The sequence below is a fragment of the Pseudomonas viridiflava genome (genome assembly GCF_003702045.1).
GTDB lineage: Bacteria > Pseudomonadota > Gammaproteobacteria > Pseudomonadales > Pseudomonadaceae > Aquipseudomonas > Aquipseudomonas viridiflava_C.
The window spans coordinates 37310-63327 of sequence record NZ_RBTP01000022.1 but is presented as its reverse complement, the minus strand read 5'-3'; the positions used below and the strand labels follow the sequence as shown (position 1 = coordinate 63327).

The window sequence follows — 26018 nt, the reverse complement described above, 5'->3', positions numbered from 1 at the left end:
ACACATGGCTCAGAAAACCATCCGCGTAGGCTCCATCGAGATCGCCAACGACAAGCCAATGGTGCTGTTCGGCGGCATGAACGTGCTTGAGTCACGAGACATGGCCATGCAGGTCTGTGAAGAATACGTGCGGGTTACCGAAAAGCTCGGTATCCCTTACGTGTTCAAGGCCAGTTTCGACAAGGCCAACCGTTCTTCGGTCACGTCCTATCGGGGGCCGGGTCTGGAAGAGGGCATGCGCATCTTTGAAGAGATCAAGCGTACCTTCAACGTCCCGTTGATCACTGATGTGCATGAGCCTGAGCAGGCTGCCGTCGTTGCAGAGGTGTGCGACATCATCCAGTTGCCGGCTTTCCTGTCGCGCCAGACCGACCTGGTGGTCGCGATGGCCAAGACCGGTGCAGTGATCAATATCAAGAAAGCCCAGTTCCTCGCGCCTCAGGAGATGAAACACATCCTGGCCAAGTGCGTGGAAGCTGGCAATGATCAGTTGATCCTGTGTGAGCGCGGTTCCAGCTTTGGTTACAACAACCTGGTGGTGGACATGCTCGGCTTCGGCATCATGAAGCAGTTCGAGTACCCGGTGTTTTTCGACGTGACCCACGCCCTGCAAATGCCGGGTGGCCGCGCCGATTCGGCCGGTGGCCGCCGTGCCCAGGTGCTGGATCTGGCAAAGGCTGGCCTGAGCCAGAGTCTGGCGGGGCTGTTCCTTGAAGCACACCCCGACCCTGACAATGCCAAATGTGATGGTCCCTGCGCCTTGCGCCTGGACAAGCTGGAGCCGTTCCTGGCTCAGCTCAAGTCGCTGGATGAACTTGTGAAAAGTTTTCCGATCGTAGAAACCGCTTGAACAGGGTTCTCAGGTAAAGTGCCGTTCCCCGTCATTCGTGACGGGGTTGTCGCATTCAGGCCTGCCGTTTTTTGCGTCTGATTGCGCGTACCGTTTTCCAGCTGCGTCGTTTTCGTCAATCTTGGAGTGTTTACAACAATGGCAAAAATCGTCGACATCAAAGGTCGTGAAGTTCTCGACTCCCGTGGCAATCCCACCGTGGAAGCAGATGTGCTCCTCGATAACGGCATCATTGGCAGCGCCTGTGCGCCGTCAGGTGCTTCAACCGGCTCGCGCGAAGCGCTGGAGCTGCGTGATGGCGACAAGAGCCGTTACATGGGCAAGGGCGTGCTGAAGGCAGTCGCCAACATCAACGGTCCGATCCGCGACCTGCTGCTGGGCAAGGACCCGGTTGACCAAAAGGCGCTGGACCACGCGATGATTGCGCTGGACGCGACCGAGAACAAGGCAAGTCTGGGCGCCAACGCGATTCTCGCTGTTTCCCTGGCCGCCGCAAAAGCCGCTGCCCAGGATCAGGATCTGCCGCTGTACGCGCACATCGCCAACCTGAACGGCACGCCAGGTGTCTACTCGATGCCGGTCCCGATGATGAACATCATCAACGGTGGCGAGCACGCCGATAACAACATCGACATCCAGGAATTCATGGTTCAGCCGGTGGGCGCCAAGTCGTTCGCTGAAGGCCTGCGCTGGGGCACCGAGATTTTCCATCACCTCAAGGCTGTTCTCAAGGCACGTGGCCTGAACACTGCTGTGGGTGACGAAGGGGGGTTCGCGCCTAACCTGGCGTCCAACGAAGAAGCGCTCAGCGCGATTGCCGAGGCCGTTTCCAACGCCGGTTACAAGCTGGGCACCGATGTGACCCTGGCCCTGGACTGCGCGGCAAGCGAGTTCTACAAGGACGGCAAGTACAAGCTCAGCGAAGAAGGCGAGTACGACTCTGCCGGTTTCGCCGACTACTTGGCCGATCTGGTCAGCAAACACCCGATCATCTCGATCGAAGACGGCCTGGACGAGTCCGACTGGGCAGGCTGGAAGATCCTCACCGACAAGATCGGCGACAAGATCCAGCTGGTGGGCGACGACCTGTTCGTGACCAACACCAAGATCCTGAAAGAAGGCATCGACAAGAAGATTGCCAACTCGATCCTGATCAAGTTCAACCAGATCGGTACGCTGACCGAAACGCTGGAAGCCATTCAGATGGCCAAGGCTGCCGGTTACACCGCCGTGATCTCGCACCGTTCCGGTGAAACCGAAGATTCGACCATTGCCGATCTGGCCGTGGGCACGTCTGCCGGTCAGATCAAGACCGGTTCGCTGTGCCGCTCGGACCGCGTATCAAAGTACAACCAGCTGTTGCGCATCGAAGAGCAACTGGGCTCCAAAGCCGTTTATAACGGTCGTGCCGAGTTTCGCGGTTGAGCCATAGATGGTAAAAGACGCAGGGGCGTGCGGGAAAACCGGCTCATCCGGTTTCACCCGTAACGCCGATGCTGACGCTCCGTTGTAATCTGGAGTGATTGAGCCTGGCTTATGTCAGGCTCAATGCCCTCAGTCGTTTGTTTGTTGTGTTGGCTCTGCCGTCTTTTTTACTGGGTACCTGATATTTCAATGCGCAGTCCTAACTGGTTGTTCCTCATCCTGCTTCTATTGCTTGCCGGCCTGCAGTATCGCCTGTGGGTAGGCAATGGCAGCCTCGCGCAGGTGGCCAGCCTGAACCAGCAGATCGCGGATCAGCATGCCGAAAATCAGGTCTTGCTGGAGCGCAATCGTGTGCTTGATGCTGAAGTCATGGAGCTGAAAAAGGGACTGGAAACCGTCGAAGAGCGTGCCCGTCATGAACTGGGCATGGTCAAGGATGGTGAAACCCTGTATCAGTTGGCGCAATAACAAAAAGTAGGTGTCATGAAAGACTTTCTCCCTGCCTTCTGGGCAGTGATACCTGCAGCGGGCATTGGTGCCCGTATGGCAGCTGACCGTCCCAAGCAGTACCTGCAACTGGGCGGCCTGACAATTCTTGAACACAGCCTGTTAGGTTTTCTGGATCACCCCCGTCTCAAGGGCCTGGTGATCAGCCTTGCCGTGGATGATCCGTACTGGCCGGGCTTGCCTTGTGCGCTGGACTCTCGGATCCAGCGGGTCGACGGTGGTAAAGAGCGTTCGGGTTCAGTCCTCAATGCCTTGCTGCATTTGCATGCGCAGGGTGCGAGTGACGATGATTGGGTCCTGGTTCACGATGCGGCGCGTCCCAATCTGGCCCGTAGCGACCTGGACAATCTGCTCAGTGAGCTGGCGGATGACCCGGTTGGCGGCCTGCTGGCGGTCCCTGCGCGGGATACGCTCAAGCGTGCCGGCAGCGACGGTCGTGTAGCCGAAACGGTTGACCGCAGCCTTATCTGGCAAGCCTACACGCCGCAGATGTTTCGCCTGGGTGCCCTGCATCGAGCGCTGGCGGACAGTCTGGTGTCGAATGTCAGCATCACCGACGAGGCATCGGCCATTGAATGGGCCGGTCAATCGCCGCGTCTGATCGAAGGTCGGTCCGATAACATCAAGGTCACCCGACCTGAAGACCTTGAGTGGCTACGCCAGCGCCGTGGTGATGTGAGTCGTTGATGAATCCGGTTTGCTATTGCTGGTACTCATCACGCATCGCCAGTCCTTCCTTTAAATAATCCACCAGCTTGCGGACCTTGGGCGAAAGGTGTCTCTGCTGTGGGTAGAGTGCCCATACGGCAGTGTTGGGCGGCTGATGCATGTCCAGCAACGAGATCAGCGCGCCGCTTTTGAGGTGCTTCTGGACGTAATAGTCCGGCAACTGGCACAGCCCGACTCCTTGCAGCGCGGCGTCCAGCACGGCCTGGCCGCTGTTGCAGCGCCAATTGCCTTGCACGCGTTGAGAAAATTCGCGTCCGTTGTGTTGAAGCAGCCACGTATCGCTGCTGCCGATCAGGCAGTTGTGGCGGCTCAATTCCGACAAGCTATGCGGACGGCCGTAGCGTTCGATGTAGGAAGGCGACGCACACAGGTACATGCGCCTGGGGGCCAGTCGAGTGGCGACCAGGCGCGAGTCCTGCAGCCGTCCGAGTCGAATCGCCAGGTCCATGCCTTCATGAACCAGGTCCAGCGTGTCGTTGCTTAGCTCGATATCGACCCGCAAATGCGGATAGATGTCCATGAAACGTGTCACGAGCGGCGTGATAAAACGTTCTCCATACGCTACTGCGCATGTCATGCGCAGCAATCCTTTGGGCTCGCTGGCCAAGTCGCCGACTGCTCTTAGCGCTTCTTCGCGTCCATCCTGCAATCGCTGGCAATGGTGCAAAAACGTCTGGCCTGCCTCGGTGAGTGCCACTTTGCGTGTGCTGCGGTACAGCAGACGAGTCTGTAACCGCTCTTCGAGCCGAACGATCTGGCGGCTGACGTGCGAGGACGAAACGCCCAGGCGCAGTGCCGCCGCAGTGAACTGACCGCATTCAGCCACCGCCACAAATTCATCGAGGCCTTCCCAGCGATTGGTGTACATCGATTATCCCTGTACAGCATTAATGTTTTGCTTTTGGCTGTATTACTCGCCAATTGGCACTGTACTACACTGCACACCTTGTTTTAGTTCGCCGGAGAAGATTGATGATCAAGTCACGTGCTGCTGTTGCCTTTGAGGCCAAGAAGCCACTGGAAATCGTGGAAGTCGATGTCGCCATGCCCAAGGCGGGCGAGGTGCTGCTGCGCGTCGTGGCGTCCGGCGTTTGCCATACCGATGCGTACACGCTGTCCGGCGCTGACCCTGAAGGTATCTTTCCGTCGATTCTGGGCCACGAAGGCGGCGCTATCGTCGAGGCGGTCGGCGAGGGTGTCACGTCGGTCGTCGTCGGCGATCATGTGATCCCGCTCTACACCCCTGAATGCCGCCAGTGCAAATTCTGCCGCTCCGGCAAAACCAACCTGTGCCAGGCGATCCGTTCCACTCAGGGCAAGGGTCTGATGCCGGATGGTACATCGCGCTTCTCCTATAAGGGTGAGCCGATTTTCCATTACATGGGCACGTCGACCTTCTCCGAATACACCGTCCTGCCGGAAATTTCGGTGGCCAAGATCGACAAAAAGGCACCACTGGAAAAAGTCTGCCTCTTGGGGTGCGGCGTCACCACCGGTATCGGTGCGGTACTCAATACCGCCAAGGTCAAACCCGGTGACACCGTGGCCGTCTTCGGTCTGGGTGGCATCGGCCTGTCGGCCGTGATCGGCGCGGTGAAAGCCAAGGCGTCGCGAATCATTGCCATCGACATCAACCCTGCCAAGTTCGAGATTGCCAAGCAGTTGGGTGCAACAGAGTGCGTGAACCCGAAAGACTTCGATCGCCCGATTCAGGAAGTCATCGTCGACATGACCGACGGCGGCGTGGACTTCTCGTTCGAGTGCATCGGGAACGTTCAATTAATGCGTGCTGCGCTTGAGTGCTGCCATAAAGGCTGGGGTGAATCAGTCGTTATTGGCGTGGCTGGTGCCGGTCAGGAAATTTCCACCCGTCCATTCCAGCTGGTGACCGGACGCGTCTGGCGCGGTTCGGCGTTCGGCGGCGTGCGCGGTCGTACCGAGCTGCCGAGCTATGTCGATATGGCGCAAACGGGCGAGATCCCTCTGGACACCTTCATCACCCACACGATGGGTCTGGAAGACATCAACAAGGCTTTTGACCTGATGCACGAAGGCAAAAGCATCCGTACCGTCATCCACTTCTAAACAGCGACGATGGGCAGCAGGCCCTTATAAGGCCTGCTGCCGGTCGTTCGGAGTTGACCATGACCCTGGAAAATATCTCCTGCCAGAAGAGCTTCGGCGGCTGGCACAAGCGTTACAAGCACGCCTCCCAGGTGCTGGGTTGCGACATGGTGTTCGCGGTTTACCTGCCCCCGCAGGCGGAGCAGGGTGGCAAGCTGCCGGTGCTGTACTGGCTGTCCGGTCTGACCTGCACCGACGAGAACTTCATGCAGAAAGCAGCGGCCCAGCGCGTGGCTGCCGAGCTTGGCATCATCATCGTGGCGCCAGACACCAGCCCGCGCGGTCCTGATGTGCCTGGCGACCCGGACGGCGCTTGGGATTTTGGTCTGGGCGCGGGCTTTTATCTCAATGCCACCGAACAGCCTTACGCTCGTCACTACCAAATGCACGATTACGTGGTCACGGAATTGCCCGCTCTGATCGAAGCGCATTTCCCGGCTTCCCAGGCTCGCAGTATCAGTGGCCATTCGATGGGCGGGCACGGCGCGCTGGTGTGTGCATTGCGTAACCCGGGTCGCTATAAATCGATCTCGGCATTTTCGCCTATCAGTAACCCGATGGATTGCCCGTGGGGGCAGAAAGCGTTTTCGCGTTATCTGGGCGAAGACCGTTCACGCTGGCGCGAGTGGGATGCCAGTGTGCTGATGGCTGAGGCGACGGAAAAACTGCCGATCCTGGTAGATCAGGGCGACCGTGATGATTTTCTCGTCAACCAGCTCAAGCCCGAAACGCTCGTGCAGGCGGCCAAGGCCTCGCAGCAACCATTGACGTTGAGAATGCAGCCCGGTTACGACCACAGCTATTTCTTTATCGCCAGCTTCATAGAGGATCATTTACGTCATCACGCCAGCGCGTTGCGTGACTGAAGGCCATTCGCACACGCTGGCTTACCGGTAGCGTCTCCGGCAAACCTAATCGGCGTCAAAGCAGGTAGAATCACGCCCTGACTTTTTTCAGGGCGTTTTTTTATGCGTATTGGCCACGGCTACGATGTGCACCGTTTCGCTGAAGGCGATTTCATTACCTTGGGCGGCGTGCGGATTGCGCACGGTTTCGGTCTTCTGGCGCACTCCGATGGCGATGTTTTGCTGCACGCGCTAAGCGATGCACTGCTGGGCGCTGCTGCGCTGGGCGATATCGGCAAACACTTCCCGGACACCGATCCGCAGTTCAAGGGTGCGGACAGTCGCGTGCTGTTGCGCCATGTGCTCAAGCAGGTGCAGGGCAAGGGTTGGAAAGTCGGTAACGTCGACGCCACCATCGTCGCTCAGGCACCCAAGATGGCGCCCCATATCGACGCCATGCGTGCCCTGATCGCCGAAGACCTTCAGGTCGAACTGGATCAGGTCAACGTCAAAGCCACCACCACTGAAAAACTCGGCTTTACCGGTCGTGAAGAAGGCATCGCAGTCCATGCGGTCGCTTTGTTGCTGCCCGCATGACCGAACTGGAATTGCTGGGCCCGATGGCCTACGGCGATGCACTGGGACGTGCCGTTCTCAAAGCGAGCGCCGAGGATTTCCAGGTCGATGAAGTCCTCGATATCCCGCTTTCGGGCGATGGCGAGCATTTGTGGCTGTGGGTCGAGAAGCGCGGCCTGAACACTGAAGAAGCTGCACGCCGTCTGGCCCGGGCTGCCGGTGTTCAGCTACGTACCGTCAGCTATGCCGGCTTGAAGGATCGACAGGCGCTCACCCGCCAGTGGTTCAGTATTCAACTGCCCGGCAAGGCTGACCCTGATCTGTCGGCGGCGCAGGACGAAACGCTGCACATCCTCAAGAGCAGTCGCCACAAACGCAAATTGCAACGCGGTGCCCACGCCGCCAATGGCTTCACGTTGCGCCTGACGCAGTTGGAGGCTGACAAGGAAGCGCTGAATGCGCGTCTGGAGTCGATCGCTCGCCAAGGCATTCCCAACTATTTCGGCGCTCAGCGCTTCGGCTATCAAGGCGGCAATCTGGGCGAGGCTCGCGATTATGCTGCCCGCCAGGCGCTACCCGAGCAGCGCGCCGTCCGTTCGCGCCTGCTGTCGACCGCTCGCAGCTACCTGTTCAATCAAGTGCTCGCCGCACGGGTTGCCGATGGCAGTTGGCAATCGGCGCAAGTGGGCGATCTGCTGGCCTTCACCGACAGCCGAAGCTTTTTTCCAGCTGGGGCCAACGAGTGCAGTGATCCGCGGCTGGCGATTCTGGACCTTCACCCGACTGGTCCGCAGTGGGGCGCAGGCCCTTCACCGGCCCAAGGCAAAACGGCGGAGCTTGAAAGCAGGGTCGCCGCAGAGCATGCCGCACTGCGTGACTGGCTGATCCGAGCGGGAATGGAACACGAACGTCGCATCCTGCGGCTGCCCATTGGGCGGCTGACGTGGCATTATCCCGAGCCTGACATTCTGCAACTGGAATTCGTCCTTCCGCCTGGATGCTTTGCCACCGTATTGGTGCGCGAGCTCGTCAATCTGGTGCCGGTTGGGCAGACGGACAGCCCATGCGTATTCTGATTTCAAATGATGACGGGGTCAGTGCGCCCGGTCTGGCGGCGCTTTATGCGGCGCTGGCGGACTACACTGAGTGCGTGGTTATTGCCCCTGATCAAGACAAGAGCGGTGCCAGCAGTTCGCTGACGCTCGACCGGCCTTTGCATCCGCAGACGCTGGCCAATGGTTTCATCAGCTTGAACGGCACACCGACCGATTGCGTGCATCTGGGTCTCAACGGGCTGCTAGAGCAGGAACCGGACATGGTGGTTTCAGGTATCAACCTGGGCGCCAACCTGGGTGATGATGTGCTGTACTCAGGAACGGTTGCCGCCGCGCTGGAAGGACGCTTTCTGCAACGACCGTCGTTTGCGTTTTCGTTTCTGTCTCGTCAGCCGGACAACCTGGCCACGGCTGCGCACTACGCGCGCCTGCTGGTCGAGGCGCATGAGCAGCTCGACCTTCCACCGCGTACGGTGTTGAACGTGAACATTCCGAACCTGCCGTTGGAACACATTCGCGGCATCCAGCTGACCCGGCTCGGTCATCGCGCCAGGGCGGCTGCGCCGATTAGGGTCGTCGACCCTCGCGGGCGCGCCGGTTATTGGATCGCGGCGGCCGGTGATGCCGAAGACGGCGGTGCCGGGACTGACTTTCATGCGGTCATGCAGGGCTATGTGTCGATTACACCGCTGCAGCTGGATCGAACCTATCAGGATGGTTTCAACAGCCTGAACACTTGGCTGGAGGGCCTGCGCTGATGTCACGCGAGCAAGATGATATGTTACGTCGCGGGATCGGGATGACCTCGCAGCGTACTCGCGAGCGTTTGATTCAACGCCTGTACGAAGAAGGTGTGTCGAACAACCATGTGCTGGATGTGATCCGCAAGACGCCGCGTCACCTGTTCGTCGATGAAGCGTTGGCTCACAGGGCCTACGAAGACACGGCGCTGCCCATCGGCCACAACCAGACGATTTCCCAGCCCTATATGGTCGCCCGTATGAGCGAACTGTTGCTGGCGGCGGGCCCTCTGGACAAGGTCATGGAGATTGGCACCGGTTCGGGCTACCAAACCGCCGTGCTGGCGCAACTGGTAGAGCGGGTGTTCTCGGTAGAGCGCATCAAAGTATTGCAGGACCGGGCCAAGGAGCGTCTTGTCGAGCTCAACCTGCGCAACGTTGTGTTCCGTTGGGGCGATGGCTGGGAAGGGTGGCCGGCACTGGCTCCCTACAACGGGATCATCGTCACCGCAGTCGCGACCGACGTTCCACAGGCTTTGCTCGATCAGTTGGCACCTGGCGGAAGACTGGTCATACCGGTCGGCTCGGGTGAGGTCCAGCAACTGATGCTGATCATCCGGGAAGAAAACGGTTTTTCCCGACATGTATTGGGGGCTGTACGATTCGTGCCGCTGTTGAATGGGCCCCTTGCCTGAAAACGCCAGAACTCACGAATGAATTCTGGCGCACGTCATCGGTCTACACCGTCTGTTCATGAGAACGATGGCAAAATTGCATCGAATCTCATGTCAGAACCGTCATTACACCGTTTTTGATGCGTTTAAGCACTGGCTGCCCGCCGTTCTTGCGGCACAATAGGCATCTTTGAATTCAGTACCATTAAAGGGAGTGGCGGGTGAGTCACACAGTCATTCAGCAGCTCAGGTCTTCAAGAAGTTATCAGCGTCTGTTGATTGGCATTGCGCTCAGTGTCCTCTTGGTCGGCTGTTCCAGTTCGCCTTCGGGTGGCGTCCGCGTGGTCGATCGAAATGGTAACGCAGTGGCTCAACGGCCAACGGTCACGACCGGGCAATATGTGGTCAAGCGCGGCGATACACTTTTTTCTATTGCATTTCGTTACGGCTGGGACTGGAAAGCCCTCGCTGCCCGTAACCAGATCCCCGAACCCTTTACCATCAAACCCGGTCAGACAATTCGCTTTGATGGGCGCTCCCCTTCAACACAGGGCGTAGCTTCGGCCCCTGCAACGGGTCGTCCGGTCGCAAGCACTTCCACCACTACCAGCAACTCGGGCTCGGTGAAAACCACGGTAATGTCCAAGCCGGTCGATGTCGTGCCCGTCGTAATACCGCCTTCTGCGACCACCGCCACAGGCCCGGCAGGCAAGTCTCCGAGCGGTTGGACCTGGCCTTCCAGTGGCATTTTGATAGGTAAATTTTCTTCAAACGGTAGTTTGAATAAAGGAATTGATATCGCCGGTGATTTGGGACAGCCTGTTTTGGCAGCGTCTGATGGTTCAGTTGTTTACGCCGGAAGTGGATTACGGGGCTACGGCGAATTGATCATCATCAAACACAGCGATACCTACGTCAGCGCCTACGGTCATAACCGCAGGCTTTTGGTACGGGAAGGGCAACAGGTAAAGGCGGGGCAGACAATTGCCGAAATGGGGTCAACAGGAACTGACCGGGTGAAACTGCATTTTGAGATTCGCCGTCAAGGTAAGCCTGTAGATCCGCTGGGATTCTTGCCACGTCGTTGATTGTTGCCAGCCTGTTCCTGGCGCAGAAGGAACAGGCTCAAGCGTTGCCACGGATATAGGCGTCGCTGGAGCTTGAGGTCGAACTCACCAAAGGACTATAACAATGGCTCTTAGCAACGAAGCGCCGGAGTTTGACATCGATGATGACGTACTCCTTATGGAATCTGGCATTGTCCTGGAGCAGCCGTCGAACGAGAAGCAGCCGTCTACTGCCGCCTCGCGTCGTGCAAAGGCCAAGCCGTCGTCATCGCTCAAACAACACAAATATATTGATTACACTCGGGCGCTCGACGCTACCCAGTTGTATCTCAATGAAATAGGGTTCTCTCCTCTCTTGTCCCCGGAAGAAGAAGTGCACTTTGCGCGACTCTCGCAAAGTGGAGATCCGGCTGGGCGTAAACGCATGATTGAAAGCAATCTGCGGCTGGTGGTGAAAATTGCCAGGCGCTACGTCAATCGTGGGCTGTCATTGCTTGACCTGATCGAGGAAGGCAACCTGGGTTTGATCCGGGCGGTCGAAAAATTCGATCCTGAACGCGGTTTCCGTTTTTCTACTTACGCGACGTGGTGGATTCGTCAAACCATCGAGCGTGCAATCATGAATCAGACCCGGACCATCCGGCTTCCGATTCATGTTGTCAAAGAGCTGAACGTCTACCTGCGCGCTGCCAGGGAGCTCACGCAAAAGCTCGATCACGAGCCGTCCCCCGAAGAGATCGCTAACCTGCTGGAAAAACCGGTGGGGGAGGTCAAGCGCATGCTTGGGCTCAATGAGCGAGTGTCTTCGGTTGACGTGTCGCTTGGGCCTGATTCAGACAAGACGCTTCTCGATACCCTCACGGACGACCGTCCTACCGATCCTTGCGAGCTTCTGCAGGACGACGACCTTTCCCAGAGTATTGATCAGTGGCTGTCCGAGTTGACCGAAAAGCAGCGTGAGGTCGTCATACGCCGTTTTGGCCTGAGAGGCCATGAAAGCAGTACGCTTGAAGATGTAGGCCTGGAGATCGGACTCACGCGCGAGCGCGTGCGACAGATTCAGGTGGAAGGTCTCAAGCGCCTGCGTGAGATTCTCGAAAAAAATGGCCTGTCCAGCGAGTCGCTCTTCCAATAGAAAATCCAACACCGCGTAACAAAAGTCGGCATGAGCAGCGTTGTTCATGTCGGCTTTTTATATGGTGTTCGTCATCTGATGCCCCGGCGACTTTCTGTGTGTGAAGAAGACATTGGACGGGGAGTTGTTTAGCCGTTGTAGGTCATTGCGTACAGGATTTGTAAGCTATCAAGGGTTTATAGGTGAGATAAGCGGCGACGGCGTCCCTCAATTATTTTTAACTGCTTGATATACATGGATTTATAAAAGGGTACAGGCAAAAGCGGAAATATTTTGGCGTGCTTCGCCCGTTGTCGTAAAAACTCAAGTCTCTATTATCTGGGCTGTGCCAACGGATCGGCACACGCTCTCAAGGATGAGAGTGAGGACATCGCGGGATGCGATTCATCAGGACGATGAAAAGGGATTACAGGGATTAGGGAAAAAATGTGGGCGGGTCACACCGCCCCTTTTTCAAACGCTTTACCCGATTTACAGTATAAAAAAGGCCCTCAAGAGGGCCTTTTTTATTGTCTGGATTCTAGCGTTCCAGATCTGCAATCTTGTCTTTCTTGCCGTCCCACTCTGCTGCGTCCGGCAGCGCATCTTTCTTCTCGGTGATATTCGGCCATACCTCGGCAAGCTCGGCGTTGAGCTCGATGAAGTTTTCCATACCGGCAGGAATCTCGTCTTCGGAGAAAATCGCCTGTGCAGGGCATTCAGGCTCACATAATGCGCAGTCGATGCACTCGTCCGGGTGAATCACCAGGAAGTTCGGTCCCTCGTAGAAGCAGTCCACCGGACAGACTTCCACGCAGTCGGTGTACTTGCACTTGATGCAGTTGTCGGTGACGACGAAGGTCATTTCTAATTCTCTCCTCAGGCGGCTGCGGCAGAGCCCTTCCAGACAGGGTTGCCAGGTTCGGGACGGTTCCCGGCCCTATGAAAACACGTGCTTTTGATGAGCAACCTTGATGCAGTCTTGCTGCATCGCCTGCTGCTCATCGTTGGTTCGCTGCGTCTTCACGCGGCTTGAACGGCTACTCAACCAGGCTAAAAGTCGAGCGCATCCCAGACCGCGCGGGATTCTAACAGTATGTAACGGGTCGCGTCACAGTCGAGTTTGCAATGTGTATAGCAAATCCAGCGCCTGACGCGGTGTCAGATCGTCGACCTTGACCTTGGACAGTTCGTCGAGCACTGGATGAGGCAGGCTGGCAAACAGGTCGCTTTGCATCGGCGCCGCCGCTTTGCCCGGTTTGGCCCGAGGTTGCTCGTGCGGCAGGCTGGTGGTTTCCAGACGTTGCAAATGCTCTTTCGCGCGAGTGATGACCTTGCCCGGAACCCCGGCCAGTTGCGCGACAGCCAGGCCGTAGCTTTGGCTGGCAGGTCCTGGCAGGACCCGGTGCAAGAACACGATCCGCTCATTGTGCTCGGTGGCGTTCAAATGCACATTGCTGACCAGCGGCTCGCTTTCCGGCAGAACGGTCAACTCGAAGTAGTGCGTGGCGAACAGGGTATAGGCACGCAACTGAGCGAGGCACTCTGCCGCAGCCCAAGCGAGGGACAGGCCATCGAAGGTGCTGGTCCCGCGCCCGACTTCGTCCATCAGCACCAGGCTGCGGTCGGTCGCGTTGTGCAGAATGTTAGCCGTCTCGCTCATTTCAACCATGAATGTCGAGCGCCCGCCTGCCAGGTCATCGCTGGAGCCGATACGGGTGAAGATCCGGTCCACCAGGGACAGCTCGCATTGGGCGGCAGGTACGAAGCTGCCAATGTGCGCCAAGAGAACGATCAGAGCCGTCTGGCGCATGTAAGTCGACTTACCGCCCATGTTCGGGCCAGTGATGACCAGCATGCGCGTGTTGTCATCCAGCGCCAGGTCATTGGCCACAAATGGCGTCGACAGCACCTGCTCAACCACCGGGTGACGGCCTTGTTCGATGCGCATGCAGGGTTCGGTGACGAAGCGTGGGCAGTTGAGGTCCAGATTGAGTGCGCGTTCGGCCAGATTGCTCAGCACGTCCAGTTCAGCCAGCGCCGCAGCAGTGTCCTGCAAGGGCGCAAGATGGCCGATCAGGTCTTCGAGCAATGCTTCGTAGAGCATTTTTTCCCGAGCGAGTGCACGGCTCTTGGCCGACAGGGCCTTGTCTTCGAACTCCTTGAGCTCCGGCGTGATGAAACGCTCCGCGCCTTTGAGCGTCTGGCGGCGGATGTAATCGGCAGGGGCCTGCTCGGCCTGCTTGCTGGGCAACTCGATGAAGTAGCCATGCACACGGTTATAACCGACCTTCAGATTGGCAAGCCCGGTGCGGGCTTTCTCGCGGGCTTCCAGATCGATCAGGAACTGACCCGCGTTTTCGCTCAGCGACTGCAGCTCGTCCAGTTCCGCGTCGTAGCCGGTCTTCAGCACGCCACCGTCACGAATCACCGCGGGCGGGTTATCAATGACCGCTCGTTGCAGCAGATCGGCCAATTCCGGGTAGGTGCTGGCGGTGCGAGCCAGTTGTTGCAGGTGTGGCGCTTCCAGTTCGCTCATGGCCTGCTGCAGCTCGGGCAGCGCGCTCAAGGCGTCTCGCAGGCGGGCAAGGTCGCGTGGACGAGCGTTACGCAGGCCAATGCGCGCCAGTATTCGCTCGATGTCACCGATTTCCTTCAATTGCGGCTGCAGATTTTCGAAGCGATAGCGCTCCAGAAAACAGGTGATCGAGGTTTGACGAGCTTGCAGAATGGTCAGGTCGCGCAACGGGCGGTTCAGCCAGCGGGTCAGCAGGCGTGTGCCCATCGCGGTCTGGCAACGGTCCATGACCGATTGCAGGGTGTTGTCGCGACCACCGGACAGATTGGTATCCAGCTCCAGGTTGCGGCGACTGGCTCCGTCGAGGATGACCGTGTCGTCCAGGCGCTCATGCCGCAGGCTGCGCAGGTGCGGCAAGGCCGTGCGCTGGGTTTCTTTTGCATAGCTCAGCAGGCAGCCTGCCGCACCGATCGCCAGAGTCAGCATTTCACAGCCGAAACCTTTAAGGTCTTGAGTTGCAAACTGCTGACACAGACTTTTATGCGCCGAGTCGCGCTCGAAATCCCACGGCGCACGACGTCGTGAGCCACGGCGTTTTTCAGCTGGCAGGCCTTGAGGCCAGTCATCCGGGATCAGCAGCTCGACCGGGTTGATGCGCTCAAGTTCGGCCAGCAGATTTTCCCAGCCCTTGATTTCCAGCACGCTGAAGTTGCCGCTGGTGATGTCCAGCACGGCAAGGCCGAACAGGCGCTCGTCTCCCAGGACCGCAGCGATCAGGTTGTCCCGGCGCTCATCGAGCAATGCCTCATCACTGATAGTGCCCGGTGTGATGATACGCACCACCTGACGATCGACCGGGCCCTTGCTGGTGGCCGGGTCACCGATCTGCTCACAGATGACCACCGACTCGCCCAGCTTGACCAGTTTGGCCAGATAGCCTTCGGCCGCATGGTAGGGGATGCCGCACATGGGAATACTCTGGCCTGCCGACTGACCACGGGCGGTGAGCGTAATATCCAGCAACTTGGCGGCCTTTTTAGCGTCTTCATAGAAGATTTCGTAAAAGTCGCCCATGCGGTAGAACATCAGTTGGTCCAGATGCTGGTTTTTCAGCTTCCAGTACTGCTGCATCATCGGGGTATGTGCGGAGAGGTCGGAAATTGCTTTATTCATCAGTAGGTTAGGCAAGTTCTTGAGGAGAGTGGGGCAAACTTCGAGGTGCAATGTGCGATCCCTCCGTGTACCGAGGGGTGTCTGCCGAGTGTTTGCGATGGGCGCAAGGTTATCACGCACGTTGCATGGGCGCAGTTCCGGTTTGCTGGCGCTCAATCGTGACGTCGGATTTCCAGACGGCCACGGCAGCCGTATTGATGTATAGACTTGCCCAATCGCTACCGGCTGTCGGTAAGCGCGATATGAAAAGGGACTTTTATATGTCGAACAAACGAGCAAGGGATTCCGTCAGCGGACGTTTCATTCCGTTAGACGAGGCAAAGCGCAGGCCAAGGGAGACCACGGTCGAAACGGTCAGGAAACCTGATTCGAAACGTAATAACCGACGCGATCAGGCGTAGGCTTTTTCACTGCATTGGTTTTGAACGGGACACTATCGTGGATGAAACAACCCGGCTTGCGGGCTCGCTCGGCAAGCTTCTGCAGACGTTAAAGGCTCAGGTGACCACCGCCGAGTCGTGCACCGGCGGCGGTATCGCTGAAGCCATCACGCGCATCAATGGCAGCTCCGGCTGGTTCGAAGCCGGGTATGTCACCTACTCCAATGCCCAGAAAACCCGTCAACTGGGCGTCCCGGCCGAGCTTTTCCATTCGGTCGGGGCTGTCAGCCAAGCGGTTGTCGAGGCCATGACCCAAGGCGCACAGCTCAACAGTGGTGCGCGGTTTGGGGTGGCGGTCAGCGGCGTGGCGGGGCCAGGCGGCGGTACGGTCGACAAGCCGGTCGGCACCGTTTGGGTGTGCTGGGGCGATGACGACAGGCTGATTTCCCAGCGTTATCAGTTCGCGGGTGACCGTGAGCAGGTGCGCCGACAGACGGTGAAAGCCGCGCTGGAGGGGCTTATCGCGCTGGCGTGCGGAGAAATGCCAAAACAGGGGTAGGCGAGCGCTGATCCCTGTGGAATAATACTGTCTACTTATACAGGTGTTGTGGCCATCAAGGCCCTAATTGAATTTGATTACGTGAGGACTTCAATGGACGACAACAAGAAGAAAGCCTTGGCTGCGGCCTTGGGTCAGATCGAGCGTCAGTTCGGTAAAGGTGCCGTGATGCGCATGGGCGACCATGACCGTCAGGCGATTCCAGCCATTTCCACCGGTTCGCTCGGTCTGGATATCGCGCTCGGCATTGGTGGCTTGCCAAAGGGTCGGATCGTAGAAATTTACGGTCCTGAGTCTTCCGGTAAAACAACGCTGACGTTGTCTGTTATCGCTCAGGCTCAGAAAATGGGCGCGACTTGCGCGTTCGTCGATGCTGAGCATGCACTTGATCCGGAATACGCAGGCAAGCTGGGTGTCAACGTTGACGACCTGCTCGTTTCGCAGCCGGACACCGGTGAGCAGGCGCTGGAAATCACCGACATGCTGGTGCGCTCCAACGCCATCGACGTGATCGTGGTCGACTCCGTGGCTGCGCTGGTGCCGAAGGCCGAGATCGAAGGCGAGATGGGTGACATGCACGTAGGTCTGCAGGCACGTCTGATGTCTCAGGCGCTGCGCAAGATCACCGGTAACATCAAGAACGCCAATTGCCTGGTGATTTTCATCAACCAGATCCGTATGAAGATCGGTGTGATGTTCGGTAGCCCGGAAACCACCACCGGTGGTAACGCACTGAAGTTCTACGCCTCGGTTCGTCTGGACATCCGTCGTACCGGTGCCGTGAAAGAAGGCGACGAAGTGGTGGGCAGCGAAACCCGCGTCAAGGTCGTGAAAAACAAGGTGGCTCCGCCGTTCCGTCAGGCCGAATTCCAGATTCTTTACGGCAAGGGTATTTACCTCAACGGCGAGATCATCGATCTGGCAGTGCTGCATGGCTTCCTCGAGAAGTCTGGCGCCTGGTATAGCTATCAGGGCAGCAAGATCGGTCAGGGTAAGGCCAACTCGGCCAAGTTCCTGGCGGAGAATCCTGAAATTGGTAACGCCCTTGAGAAGCAGATTCGTGACAAGCTGCTGACCCCGGGTGTCGATACCAAGGCTGTCGGCTCCCGCGAGCCAGCGGTGGCTGACGATATGGCTGAAGCAGACGCCGATATCTGATATCCATGCCTGCCGTGCTTGATACACCTGTCGCCGTCAGGCGAACTGCAATGGACCTGCTCGCGCGACGCGAGCATGGTCGAGTCGAGCTGACGCGAAAGCTGCGTCAGCGCGGCGCTTCCCCCGAGCACATCGAAGCCGCTCTTGATCGTCTGGTCGAGGATGGGCTGCTCTCAGAATCCCGTTACCTTGAAAGCTTTGTCTCCTACCGATCTCGTTCGGGCTATGGGCCTGTGCGTATTCGTGAAGAGCTCAGCCAGCGTGGCTTGCAGCGTGCCGATATTGAGCAGGCGCTAAGGGAATGCGGCGTCGACTGGCAGGAAAAACTTCATGAAACCTGGCAGCGAAAGTTTGCCGGGCGGATGCCTGCTGATGCACGTGAGCGCGCCCAGCAAGGCCGATTTCTCAGTTACCGCGGTTATCCGTTAGACATGATTGGCCGCCTGTTAAGCGGCCGTGGCGGGGATGATTGACGTCAGGCTCTGAGCGGTTCGCGATGTTTCGCTGGCTGCTGGTTCGACGGGTCTAGCCAGTTCTCGGGCAGGTTAATGTAGTCCACCAATTCGCGAAGGCGACCCTGATTACGCCCTGTGAACGTAAAGGCCAGTCGTGTCAGATGGCTGAACTGCGCCTCGTCGTGTTCTTCCCCTTGATAACCGTGCTGGTGAAAATTTTCGCTGACGCACAAATCGGCGAACGCACCCTGCATGTGTTCCAGCGCTTTATCGCTCAGGGCATAATGAATGCGTATCACGAATTTATTCTTCAACCAGCGGCTGGAGTGGTAGTTGCTGTAGAACCGATTGATTTCATCGACCGCTTCGTCGGCGCTGTAGACCAGCCGCATCAACTTCATGTCTGCTGGCAGGATATAGTGATTGTCCTCCAACTGAGCCTTGAAGAAGTCCAGCGCGCTTTGCCAGAAGCGGGCGCCGGGCGTGTCTAGCAGCACAATTGGCACCAGCGGACTCTTACCTGTTTGAACCAGCGTCAGCACTTCCAGCGTTTCATCCAGCGTGCCGAAACCACCCGGACATAGCACCAGCGCGTCAGCTTCCTTGACGAAGAACAGCTTGCGTGTGAAGAAGAAGTGGAACGGAAGCAGGTTTTCCGTTCCTTCGACGGTTGGATTGGCATGTTGCTCGAAGGGCAGGGTGATGTTGAAACCCAGACTGTGTTTCAGGCCTGCCCCTGCGTGGGCTGCCGCCATGATGCCGCCACCCGCACCCGTGATCACCATCATGTCGGATTGCGCCAGCTTTTCGCCCAACTCAATGGCCTGCGTATAAAGCGGATGTTCGACTGGGGTCCGGGCCGAGCCGAATACGGTGACCTTGCGGCGCCCTTTGAATCGTTCCAGGACCCGGAAAGCGCCATCCAGTTCGCGAAGCGTTTGCAGGGTTATCTTCGCGTTCCAGCGGTTGCGATCATCCTGAGCCATGCGCAGGACGGTGAGCATCATATCGCGATAAAGCGCCATGTTCGGGCTGCCTGGGGCGACCTGATGGATGTGTTCTTCGATTTTGCCGGTCAGGTCCAGGCCGTTGCTTTGAAAGTGTTGCGACAGAAAATCGTTAGGTACATAAGGCATTCAAAATTCTCCTCCTACAGAAGTCATCGCCCCGGTCGACAGTGATAGGCGCAAATGCGGATCACGCCAATGCCGACTCATAGGACTCTGTCTGTTTCCTTGGGTCAGAAACAATTGATGCACACGACACGCATTAAGCCTGTTGTTCATGCGCCTGAAAAGGGCAGGTGGCGTTCAGGAAGTTATAGCGCCAGCCTGGCTTATATGTCGAATCGATGATGTGCCGGTTCCTTCGAAAAGGCCACCGGTTCTCAGTCCGTCTTCAGGCAGAGGCAGTGCAGGATGTCTCGAAACGAGCAGCGTATGCGCCTGATGGACAGGCGCACGGAGGGACAGGCTAAGGCGACTTACTTCTTGGGTTTGACGGTGCAGTCCGAGGCCTGGAAGGTTTGCGTCGCGACCGGGCGGTTGGTCTTGTACTCAGTGAACTGGTACTTGAGCACAGCACCTTTGGTCATCAACTGACGAAAGCCGTTGTTGTGGCAGACGCTGTTACCCAATTGGTTGCGCATGGCATCCGGGTTGGCGCGCATCTGCTGAGCCTGGCCTTCACGCACGCTCAGATGGTTGATCAGTTCCTTGCCGTTGACGGTGTATCCCTGATCCAGAATGTCTTCGTTGATCGCTCGGGGCGTACCGACGCTGCTTTCCTTCGCGACTTTTTCCAGCATCTTGCTGAGTTCGAACTCCTGTTTTGACGCCGCTTGGGCGCACAGAGGAGCAACGAGCAAAAGCGTAAGGGTAGGGGCGATGAGGCGCAGCATTAAACTCTCCTGATTAAGTAGCTGGCCGTTGGACCAGCGACTTCAAAGTGCGTTCCGGGATAACCTGCCGACTGCGGGTTTCAATGGCGCAGCAGTATAAGGCAGGACGCTTCACACAGCCTAGGGTTGAACGGCCAGCGCTCTGATAAACTGTGCGCACTTAATTCCTGCCGAGTTTTCGTGGTGTCGATGCTTTCCTTCGTTTGGCGCGTTTGGCAATGAGCCACGCTGTTTCCCGCTTGCGTGACGAGCGTCTTGCCCGTAGTACCAGGCCCTTTATCGCTCGGGGTTCTCGTGCGCCGCGCTGCCCGGATTGCCGGGTCATCTTTAGCTATTGTCTGTGTGCATGGCGTCCTAAAGTGGTCGCCGATTCTGGCGTGTGCTTATTGATGTACGACACCGAACCACTGAAGCCGACCAATACCGGGTGGCTGATTGCCGATGTCATTGAGGACACTCATGCGTTCGGCTGGTCACGCATTGACGTTGATCAGCAGATGTTGGCGCTTCTGGATGATCCGCAATGGCAGCCCTACATTGTCTTTCCCGGCGAGTTCGTTGCCGAGGAGCGGGTGGTTACCCAGATTTCTCGTCACGATGGCAAGCGTCCGCTGTTCATTCTGCTGGATGCGACCTGGACGGAAGCGCGCAAGATGTTTCGTAAAAGCCCGTACCTGGAAAGATTCCCGGTGTTGAGCCTGGCGCCCGAGCAAATATCGCGTTATCGCTTGCGTCGTTCCAGGCGTGACGATCATTTCTGTACGGCGGAGGTGGCAGCGCTGTGTCTGGAGCTAGCGGATGATACCGACGCCAGCGGTGTGCTCGATGCCTATCTGGACGTCTTCAGTGCGCATTACCTGGGGGCCAAGTATCAATTGCCGCTGGATCTGGATGACGCGGCGCACAGTCATCTGAAAGCTTTTTTATAATCGGCGGAATATCTTTTCCCGCGTCTGTTGGCCGATAGCCATCTTGTCGTCTTGCAAGGTCGCGTCATGCTTGACCGACATGGTGTTGCTGGGCATGCTTGGCGCCGCTTGGACGCCGATTCACTGGGCTTGGCCTGTATCTGCCTTTAAGGGCAACGTGAATTTGCCGGCATTTACGGATGCCTTGCTGAGCGGCCCGTGTAGCAGGCGCTCACTATAAAAACAGGACCAACACATGACCTACGACATCCTGATCGCCGACGATCATCCCCTGTTCCGCAGCGCGCTGCGTCAGGCGTTGAGCATCGGCCTGGGGCCTGACGCACGGTTGGTCGAGGCAGAGAGCATTGCTCAACTGGAATCACACCTTGGGCAAAAGGCTGATTGGGATCTGGTTCTGCTGGACCTGAACATGCCCGGCGCTTATGGCTTTTCCGGATTGGTTCTGTTGCGTGGGCAGTACCCGCAAATTCCGGTGGTGATGGTGTCAGCGCAGGAGGAAGCATCCATTGTCGTCAGGTCCCGCGAGTTCGGGGCCAGCGGTTTCATTCCCAAATCCAGTTCACTGGAAGCGATTCAGCATGCAGTGCGAACCGTTCTGGAAGGTGACGTCTGGTGGCCGCCGCAAGTCAACGAAACCATTAGCGTGTCGGCTGAAGCCAAGGCCGCCAGTGCAGGGCTTGCCAGCCTGACACCGCAGCAGTTCAGGGTGTTGACGATGGTCTGTGAAGGCCTTTTGAACAAGCAGATCGCCTTTGAACTGAGCGTCTCGGAAGCCACTATCAAGGCTCATGTGACGGCGATTTTCCGCAAGCTCGGTGTGCGAACCCGTACGCAGGCGGCTTTGTTGTTGCAACAACTCGAATCCATTTCAGCGAGCTAACGGTCAGTCATCGAAAATGTTCACGCTTTTTTGACCTGCGTTCCCTTAGCTTTCCCCATCCTTACTGTACAGCAGCCTCTCTATGTCGCCCTTCAAAGGCCAAACCGGTCTGAAACGAATCCTCAACGCCGCAGGTTATTCCCTGGACGGCCTGTCCGCCGCTTTCAAGGGCGAGGCCGCTTTTCGCCAGTTGGTGCTGCTCAACGTGGTGCTGATTCCCGTGTCGTTTTTCCTGAGCATCAGCAAAGGCGAGCATGCATTGTTGGTGGCCGTTTGCTTGCTGGCGTTGATCGTCGAACTGCTCAATTCGGCAGTCGAAGCTGCTATCGACCGCATCTCGCTGGACTTGCACCCACTGTCCAAGAACGCCAAGGACATGGGCAGCGCTGCACAATTCATTGCCTTGAGCATGATCGGTCTGGTGTGGGGCATCGTTCTGTTGGGCTGATGCGTCGGCAGATGTTCAATACAGGCTTGGCAATACGATCTCGTCGCTGCGCTGAACTCCTGCGGTGAACGCGCGGCAGAGCTCTAGAAACTCGCGCATGGCGGAGGTCTGATACTTCTGCTTGTGCCAGATGAAGTAGAACTGCCGCGACAGGTCCAGATCCGGCGTCGCGAGCTCGACCAGATTGCCGCGTCGAAACGCATCGCGCAGCGCCAGCCTGGAAATGCAGCCAATCCCCAGTCCTGATTCCACTGCGCGCTTTATCGCCTCGGTGTGTTCCAGTTCAAGCTTCACGTTCAGGCCGTTGCGGTGATGCCGCATTGCCTGATCGAATGTCAGCCGAGTACCGGAACCCTGCTCGCGCAGAATCCACGCTTCGTGCGTCAGCTCGTCCAGTGTGGCTTGGCCACGTTTGGCCAGCGGGTGCTGAGGCGCGCAAAACACCACCAGTTCGTCCTCGACCCAGGATTGCACTTCGATATCCGGGTGGCTGCAATCGCCTTCGATCAACCCCAAATCAATCTCGTAATGCGCGACCTGCTGCACAATGTGCGCCGTGTTCTGGACGTGCAGTTTCACTTGGCTTTCGGGATGACGCTGCATGTAACCGCCGATCAGCAGCGTTGCCAGATAATTGCCAATGGTCAGCGTAGCGCCGACTGCCAGCGAGCCGAAGCCTGACTTGCCATTAAGCAGGTCTTCGATTTCCTTGGCCTGATCAAGAAGGGCTACCGCCTGAGGCAGCAATTGGCGACCAGTTGCATTGAGGCTTAACCGTTTGCCGGCGCGGTCGAACAATTGGCAACTGGATTGACGTTCCAGCTCGGTAATCGATGTGCTGGCAGCCGATTGCGACAATGAAAGCAGCACCGCCGCGCGCGAGACGCTTTCCTGCTGGGCGACGGCAACGAATACCTGAAGTTGACGGAGAGTGAATCGCATATCTATATAACCGATTACCTATATCTTGATAATTCATTTAACAGATATTGTGTCTGCCACTAGAATGTCGCGCAATAGCGCTGTGCCCCTGCGCGCACGAAATTTTCAGGAGTTTCCACGTACATGAGCAACATGAACCACGAGCGTGTCCTCAGCGTCCATCATTGGAACGACACCCTCTTCAGTTTCAAGTGCACCCGCGACCCAGGCCTGCGTTTCGAGAACGGTCAGTTCGTCATGATCGGTCTGCAGCAGCCAAACGGTCGTCCGCTCATGCGTGCGTATTCGATTGCCAGCCCCAATTGGGAAGAGCATCTGGAGTTCTTCAGCATCAAGGTGCCTGACGGCCCGCTGACGTCCCAGTTGCAGCACCTGAAGGAAGGCGACGAGATCATCATCAGCAAAAAGCCTACGGGCACGCTGGTACTCGACGACCTCAAGCCTGGCAAGCATCTGTACCTGCTGAGCACCGGCACTGGCCTGGCACCGTTCATGAGCGTGATTCAGGACCCTGAAACCTACGAGCGTTTCGAAAAGGTCATCCTGTGTCACGGCGTGCGTTACGTGAATGAGGTCGCCTACCGCGAGTTCATCACTGAACACCTGCCCCAGAACGAGTTCTTCGGTGAAGCGCTGCGCGACAAGCTGATCTATTACCCGACCGTGACCCGCGAGCCGTTCGAAAATGAAGGCCGTCTGACCGACCTGATGCGCAGCGGCAAGCTGTTCAGCGACATTGGTCTGCCGCCGATCAATCCTCAGGACGACCGCGCCATGCTGTGCGGCAGCCCGAGCATGCTGGATGAAACCAGTGAAGTGTTGAACAGCTTCGGCCTGACCGTTTCTCCGCGTATGCGTGAGCCAGGCGACTACCTGATCGAGCGTGCTTTCGTCGAGAAGTAAGCCGGATTGAAAGAACCGCCTCACCTTTACGCAGGGAGAGGCGGTTTTTTATTGCCTCGGGTTTTGTGCCGGGACCACTTCAAGCACGCAGATAACGCCTGCCTGCGGATAGTGCCAGCGCACATCCAGATCCCAGAACTGTGCGCCGTAGCGTCGCTCCGGCGTAGGCACTTGATAAGCCGGCCGTGGATCCTGAGCCAGGCATTGTTCGATGAGTTCAGCCAGCGGCTCGCCGAGCCTCAAGGCATGTACGTGCGCCTGACGCAGTGCAGTGTCCTGCCAGCGCACTGGAATAAGCACAGGCGCTGTGCTGGCCATCAGATTGGTCGCGTTACCGACGATGTCCGCGTAAGGCACGTAAGGCTTGATGTCCAGCACCGGCGTGCCATCGAGTAGATCAATGCCCGACAGCCATAGACGTCCGGCTTCGACCTTGTCCAGCTTGACCACGGACTGGCCGATGCCGTTGGGGCGGTGCGTCGCGCGCGTCGCGAAGACGCCCATTGACTGGTTGCCGCCCAGACGAGGCGGGCGCACCTTCAAGCGCGGCTTTTCTTCCAGCGCCAGGTGAAACAGGAACAGCAGCCAGACATGGCTGACCTGTTCCAGGCCTTGTATCGCTTCGGCCTGGTCAAAGGGTGGGACCAGTTCCAGCACGCCACGTGCAGCCGGAGCCAGGTGCGGCTGACGTGGGATGGCGAACTTCTCCTTGAAGCAGGAGCGTACGTAGCCGACAGGCGAAACGGTGTAGGTCATGGCGCCAGCCGACTCAGCCGCGCACGCGCAGGGTCAGGCCCTTGAGGAAGTTACGCAGCAACTGGTCGCCGCATTCGCGGTAGTTGGTGTGACCCACCTTGCGGAACAAGGCGCTCAGCTCTGGTTTGGACACCGGGAAATCCACGGATTTGAGGATTGCGTGCATGTCGTCTTCTTTGAGTTCGAAGGCCACACGCAGTTTTTTCAGCACGATGTTGTTGGTGATCGGCAGGTCGATCGGTTGTGGCGGGCGGCTCTCGTCTTTGCCGCGTTTGAAGTAGACCAGGCCGTCCAGGAAGTGCGCCATGATCTCATCGCTGCAATCCAGATAACCTTCCTCTTCCTCTTTTTTCATGAACGCAATGACGTCGCTCTTGGAAACGTCAAAGCCGGTCAGTTGGGTGATCTCGACGATCTTGCTGTCGCTGATATCGAGCATGTAGCGCACGCTGCGCAATACATCGTTGTTCATCATGAGGGGTGCAATCCTGTAAGTCATTTGACGGCGCACGACGACGTCGTGCGCGCTGTGTGAAGGAGGGTTAGAACTTTTCCTTGGTCGTCATGTAGCGCCATTGCCCTTCAGGCAACTTGCCCATTGACACACCGCCGATGCGGATACGGCGAATGGAGATAATCTTCAGGCCAACGGCTTCGCAGAGCTGGGCGATAACGCCTGGCTGTGGATTTTTCATGGCGAAACGCAGGCGGTTTTCGTTCTGCCAGCTGGCTTTCACTTTCGGCAGTTCCTTGCCCTTGTACGTCAGGCCGTGATTCAGGCGATTCATGCCGTGAGGCACCATCTCACCAGCGATTTCCACTACGTATTCCTGTTCGATCTTGCTGCGGTCATCGGTGAGTTTGCGCAGGATTTTCCAGTCCTGGCTGAACACCATCAGGCCGCTGGCATTGGCCTGCAGGCTAGAGATTGCTTCAAGGCGCAGGAAATGCCCCTTGAGCGGACGCTTGCCGTAGCTGTGTTCCTCGGAGAGCGTGCCGGGCGTGATCGTCTGCAACGCGCTTTCGGCCGTCATCGAGGCGGGTGTGTGAAAAATGATAGTGACCGGCTCCGGCGCGTCGGCCTTGGCTTCAGGGCTGAGTTCTACCTTCTGGTTCTCGACTTTGAATTGCGGTTCATCGACAACCACGCCATCCACAGTGACCCAGCCGCCCTCAATGAACAGTTCGGCCTCTCGGCGGGAGCAGCCGACCAGGTCGATGAGGCGTTTGGAGAGGCGAATGGGGTCTGTCATGAAAGAAGCCGTTTACTGATGAGAAAGGCTGCATTGTAACCGCCCGCGCCGGGTT

General features: G+C 57.7%; 28 protein-coding genes. 19 read left to right on the top strand and 9 right to left on the bottom strand.

From position 1 onward, the window contains the following. Nucleotides 1-4: 4 nt before the first annotated feature. From kdsA to ispD, 4 genes are all read left to right on the top strand, one after another. On the top strand, nucleotides 5-850 hold the full coding sequence (gene kdsA / locus ALP40_RS08345) for a 3-deoxy-8-phosphooctulonate synthase (protein WP_122207824.1): 846 nt from the start codon (nucleotides 5-7) through the stop codon (nucleotides 848-850). 138 nt (nucleotides 851-988) lie between these two features. Further along, nucleotides 989-2275, top strand: coding sequence for a phosphopyruvate hydratase (gene eno, locus ALP40_RS08340; RefSeq protein ID WP_004879053.1), 1287 nt, complete (start codon nucleotides 989-991; stop codon nucleotides 2273-2275). 189 nt (nucleotides 2276-2464) lie between these two features. Continuing rightward, nucleotides 2465-2743, top strand: a complete 279-nt coding sequence (gene ftsB, locus ALP40_RS08335; protein WP_004879054.1) for a cell division protein FtsB — start codon at nucleotides 2465-2467, stop codon at nucleotides 2741-2743. A 15-nt stretch (nucleotides 2744-2758) separates the two neighbouring features. Next, nucleotides 2759-3469: a 2-C-methyl-D-erythritol 4-phosphate cytidylyltransferase gene (gene ispD / locus ALP40_RS08330; protein ID WP_122207823.1), complete on the top strand. Its 711-nt coding sequence runs from the start codon at nucleotides 2759-2761 to the stop codon at nucleotides 3467-3469. 13 nt (nucleotides 3470-3482) lie between these two features. Here ispD and ALP40_RS08325 read toward each other — a convergent pair whose 3' ends face one another. Further along, the gene (locus tag ALP40_RS08325; RefSeq protein WP_122207822.1) at nucleotides 3483-4379 is read right to left on the bottom strand and encodes a LysR substrate-binding domain-containing protein; all 897 of its coding nucleotides are present in this window, start codon (nucleotides 4377-4379) and stop codon (nucleotides 3483-3485) included. Between the two features lie 104 nt (nucleotides 4380-4483). Here ALP40_RS08325 and ALP40_RS08320 point away from each other — a divergent pair, with 104 nt between their 5' ends. The 8 genes from ALP40_RS08320 (at nucleotide 4484) to rpoS (ending at nucleotide 11727) form a co-directional block, all read left to right on the top strand. Beyond that, on the top strand, nucleotides 4484-5596 hold the full coding sequence (locus ALP40_RS08320; RefSeq protein ID WP_122207821.1) for an S-(hydroxymethyl)glutathione dehydrogenase/class III alcohol dehydrogenase: 1113 nt from the start codon (nucleotides 4484-4486) through the stop codon (nucleotides 5594-5596). Between the two features lie 59 nt (nucleotides 5597-5655). Next, nucleotides 5656-6501, top strand: a complete 846-nt coding sequence (gene fghA / locus ALP40_RS08315; protein WP_122207820.1) for an S-formylglutathione hydrolase — start codon at nucleotides 5656-5658, stop codon at nucleotides 6499-6501. A gap of 102 nt (nucleotides 6502-6603) precedes the next feature. Continuing rightward, nucleotides 6604-7077 carry a 2-C-methyl-D-erythritol 2,4-cyclodiphosphate synthase gene (gene ispF, locus ALP40_RS08310; RefSeq protein ID WP_122207819.1) on the top strand — a complete coding sequence of 158 codons (474 nt, stop codon included), beginning with the start codon at nucleotides 6604-6606 and terminating at the stop codon, nucleotides 7075-7077. Then, entirely contained in the window at nucleotides 7074-8132 is a 1059-nt protein-coding gene (gene truD, locus ALP40_RS08305) for a tRNA pseudouridine(13) synthase TruD (RefSeq protein ID WP_122207818.1), read from the top strand. The genes ispF and truD overlap by 4 nt, the downstream gene beginning before the upstream one ends. After that, a complete protein-coding gene (gene surE / locus ALP40_RS08300) occupies nucleotides 8120-8869 on the top strand; it encodes a 5'/3'-nucleotidase SurE (protein WP_122207817.1) in 750 nt (249 codons plus the stop codon). Before truD ends, surE begins: the two co-directional genes overlap by 13 nt. Before the next feature lie 41 nt (nucleotides 8870-8910). After that, nucleotides 8911-9546 carry a protein-L-isoaspartate(D-aspartate) O-methyltransferase gene (locus ALP40_RS08295; protein WP_181113580.1) on the top strand — a complete coding sequence of 212 codons (636 nt, stop codon included), beginning with the start codon at nucleotides 8911-8913 and terminating at the stop codon, nucleotides 9544-9546. Nucleotides 9547-9746: 200 nt separating this feature from the next. Continuing rightward, a complete protein-coding gene (locus tag ALP40_RS08290; RefSeq protein ID WP_122207815.1) occupies nucleotides 9747-10613 on the top strand; it encodes a peptidoglycan DD-metalloendopeptidase family protein in 867 nt (288 codons plus the stop codon). A gap of 103 nt (nucleotides 10614-10716) precedes the next feature. Further along, entirely contained in the window at nucleotides 10717-11727 is a 1011-nt protein-coding gene (gene rpoS / locus ALP40_RS08285; RefSeq protein WP_122207814.1) for an RNA polymerase sigma factor RpoS, read from the top strand. 520 nt (nucleotides 11728-12247) lie between these two features. Here rpoS and fdxA read toward each other — a convergent pair. Both fdxA and mutS read right to left on the bottom strand, forming a co-directional pair. Then, nucleotides 12248-12571: a ferredoxin FdxA gene (gene fdxA, locus ALP40_RS08280; protein WP_043305397.1), complete on the bottom strand. Its 324-nt coding sequence runs from the start codon at nucleotides 12569-12571 to the stop codon at nucleotides 12248-12250. Between the two features lie 246 nt (nucleotides 12572-12817). Then, a complete protein-coding gene (gene mutS, locus ALP40_RS08275) occupies nucleotides 12818-15385 on the bottom strand; it encodes a DNA mismatch repair protein MutS (protein ID WP_181113910.1) in 2568 nt (855 codons plus the stop codon). 450 nt (nucleotides 15386-15835) lie between these two features. On the opposite strand from mutS, the gene ALP40_RS08265 reads away from it, so the two are divergent. From ALP40_RS08265 to recX, 3 genes are all read left to right on the top strand, one after another. After that, the gene (locus tag ALP40_RS08265) at nucleotides 15836-16336 is read left to right on the top strand and encodes a CinA family protein (RefSeq protein WP_122207811.1); all 501 of its coding nucleotides are present in this window, start codon (nucleotides 15836-15838) and stop codon (nucleotides 16334-16336) included. Between the two features lie 93 nt (nucleotides 16337-16429). After that, nucleotides 16430-17494: a recombinase RecA gene (gene recA, locus ALP40_RS08260; protein WP_122207810.1), complete on the top strand. Its 1065-nt coding sequence runs from the start codon at nucleotides 16430-16432 to the stop codon at nucleotides 17492-17494. 5 nt (nucleotides 17495-17499) lie between these two features. Beyond that, nucleotides 17500-17967: a recombination regulator RecX gene (recX, locus tag ALP40_RS08255; RefSeq protein ID WP_122207809.1), complete on the top strand. Its 468-nt coding sequence runs from the start codon at nucleotides 17500-17502 to the stop codon at nucleotides 17965-17967. Nucleotides 17968-17969: 2 nt separating this feature from the next. Here the strand turns inward: recX and ALP40_RS08250 are convergent, their stop codons facing one another. Together ALP40_RS08250 and ALP40_RS08245 are read right to left on the bottom strand one after the other, a co-directional pair. Continuing rightward, nucleotides 17970-19085: an LOG family protein gene (locus tag ALP40_RS08250; RefSeq protein ID WP_122207808.1), complete on the bottom strand. Its 1116-nt coding sequence runs from the start codon at nucleotides 19083-19085 to the stop codon at nucleotides 17970-17972. Nucleotides 19086-19432: 347 nt separating this feature from the next. Then, nucleotides 19433-19849, bottom strand: a complete 417-nt coding sequence (locus ALP40_RS08245) for a quorum-sensing-regulated virulence factor family protein (protein WP_122207807.1) — start codon at nucleotides 19847-19849, stop codon at nucleotides 19433-19435. 218 nt (nucleotides 19850-20067) lie between these two features. On the opposite strand from ALP40_RS08245, the gene ALP40_RS08240 reads away from it, so the two are divergent. The 3 genes from ALP40_RS08240 (at nucleotide 20068) to ALP40_RS08230 (ending at nucleotide 22109) form a co-directional block, all read left to right on the top strand. Further along, a complete protein-coding gene (locus ALP40_RS08240) occupies nucleotides 20068-20778 on the top strand; it encodes a tRNA-uridine aminocarboxypropyltransferase (protein ID WP_122207806.1) in 711 nt (236 codons plus the stop codon). Between the two features lie 235 nt (nucleotides 20779-21013). Continuing rightward, the gene (gene erdR, locus ALP40_RS08235; protein ID WP_122207805.1) at nucleotides 21014-21661 is read left to right on the top strand and encodes a response regulator transcription factor ErdR; all 648 of its coding nucleotides are present in this window, start codon (nucleotides 21014-21016) and stop codon (nucleotides 21659-21661) included. Nucleotides 21662-21743: 82 nt separating this feature from the next. Next, nucleotides 21744-22109: a diacylglycerol kinase gene (locus ALP40_RS08230; protein ID WP_122207804.1), complete on the top strand. Its 366-nt coding sequence runs from the start codon at nucleotides 21744-21746 to the stop codon at nucleotides 22107-22109. A gap of 15 nt (nucleotides 22110-22124) precedes the next feature. On the opposite strand, the gene ALP40_RS08225 is transcribed toward ALP40_RS08230, so the two are convergent. Next, complete coding sequence (locus ALP40_RS08225) at nucleotides 22125-23051, bottom strand: LysR family transcriptional regulator (RefSeq protein ID WP_122207803.1); 927 nt, start codon at nucleotides 23049-23051, stop codon at nucleotides 22125-22127. A gap of 123 nt (nucleotides 23052-23174) precedes the next feature. Between ALP40_RS08225 and fpr the strand changes: the two genes are divergently transcribed. After that, on the top strand, nucleotides 23175-23954 hold the full coding sequence (fpr, locus tag ALP40_RS08220) for a ferredoxin-NADP reductase (RefSeq protein ID WP_002554680.1): 780 nt from the start codon (nucleotides 23175-23177) through the stop codon (nucleotides 23952-23954). A 48-nt stretch (nucleotides 23955-24002) separates the two neighbouring features. On the opposite strand, the gene tsaA is transcribed toward fpr, so the two are convergent. The 3 genes from tsaA to ALP40_RS08205 all read right to left on the bottom strand — a co-directional run bounded on the left by tsaA (nucleotide 24003) and on the right by ALP40_RS08205 (nucleotide 25963). Further along, nucleotides 24003-24710, bottom strand: coding sequence for a tRNA (N6-threonylcarbamoyladenosine(37)-N6)-methyltransferase TrmO (gene tsaA / locus ALP40_RS08215; protein WP_122207802.1), 708 nt, complete (start codon nucleotides 24708-24710; stop codon nucleotides 24003-24005). Between the two features lie 13 nt (nucleotides 24711-24723). Then, a complete protein-coding gene (locus tag ALP40_RS08210) occupies nucleotides 24724-25185 on the bottom strand; it encodes a DUF1456 family protein (protein ID WP_122207801.1) in 462 nt (153 codons plus the stop codon). A gap of 67 nt (nucleotides 25186-25252) precedes the next feature. Next, nucleotides 25253-25963 (bottom strand): rRNA pseudouridine synthase, encoded by a 711-nt coding sequence (locus ALP40_RS08205; RefSeq protein WP_122207800.1) that lies wholly within the window; start codon nucleotides 25961-25963, stop codon nucleotides 25253-25255. Nucleotides 25964-26018: the final 55 nt, after the last annotated feature.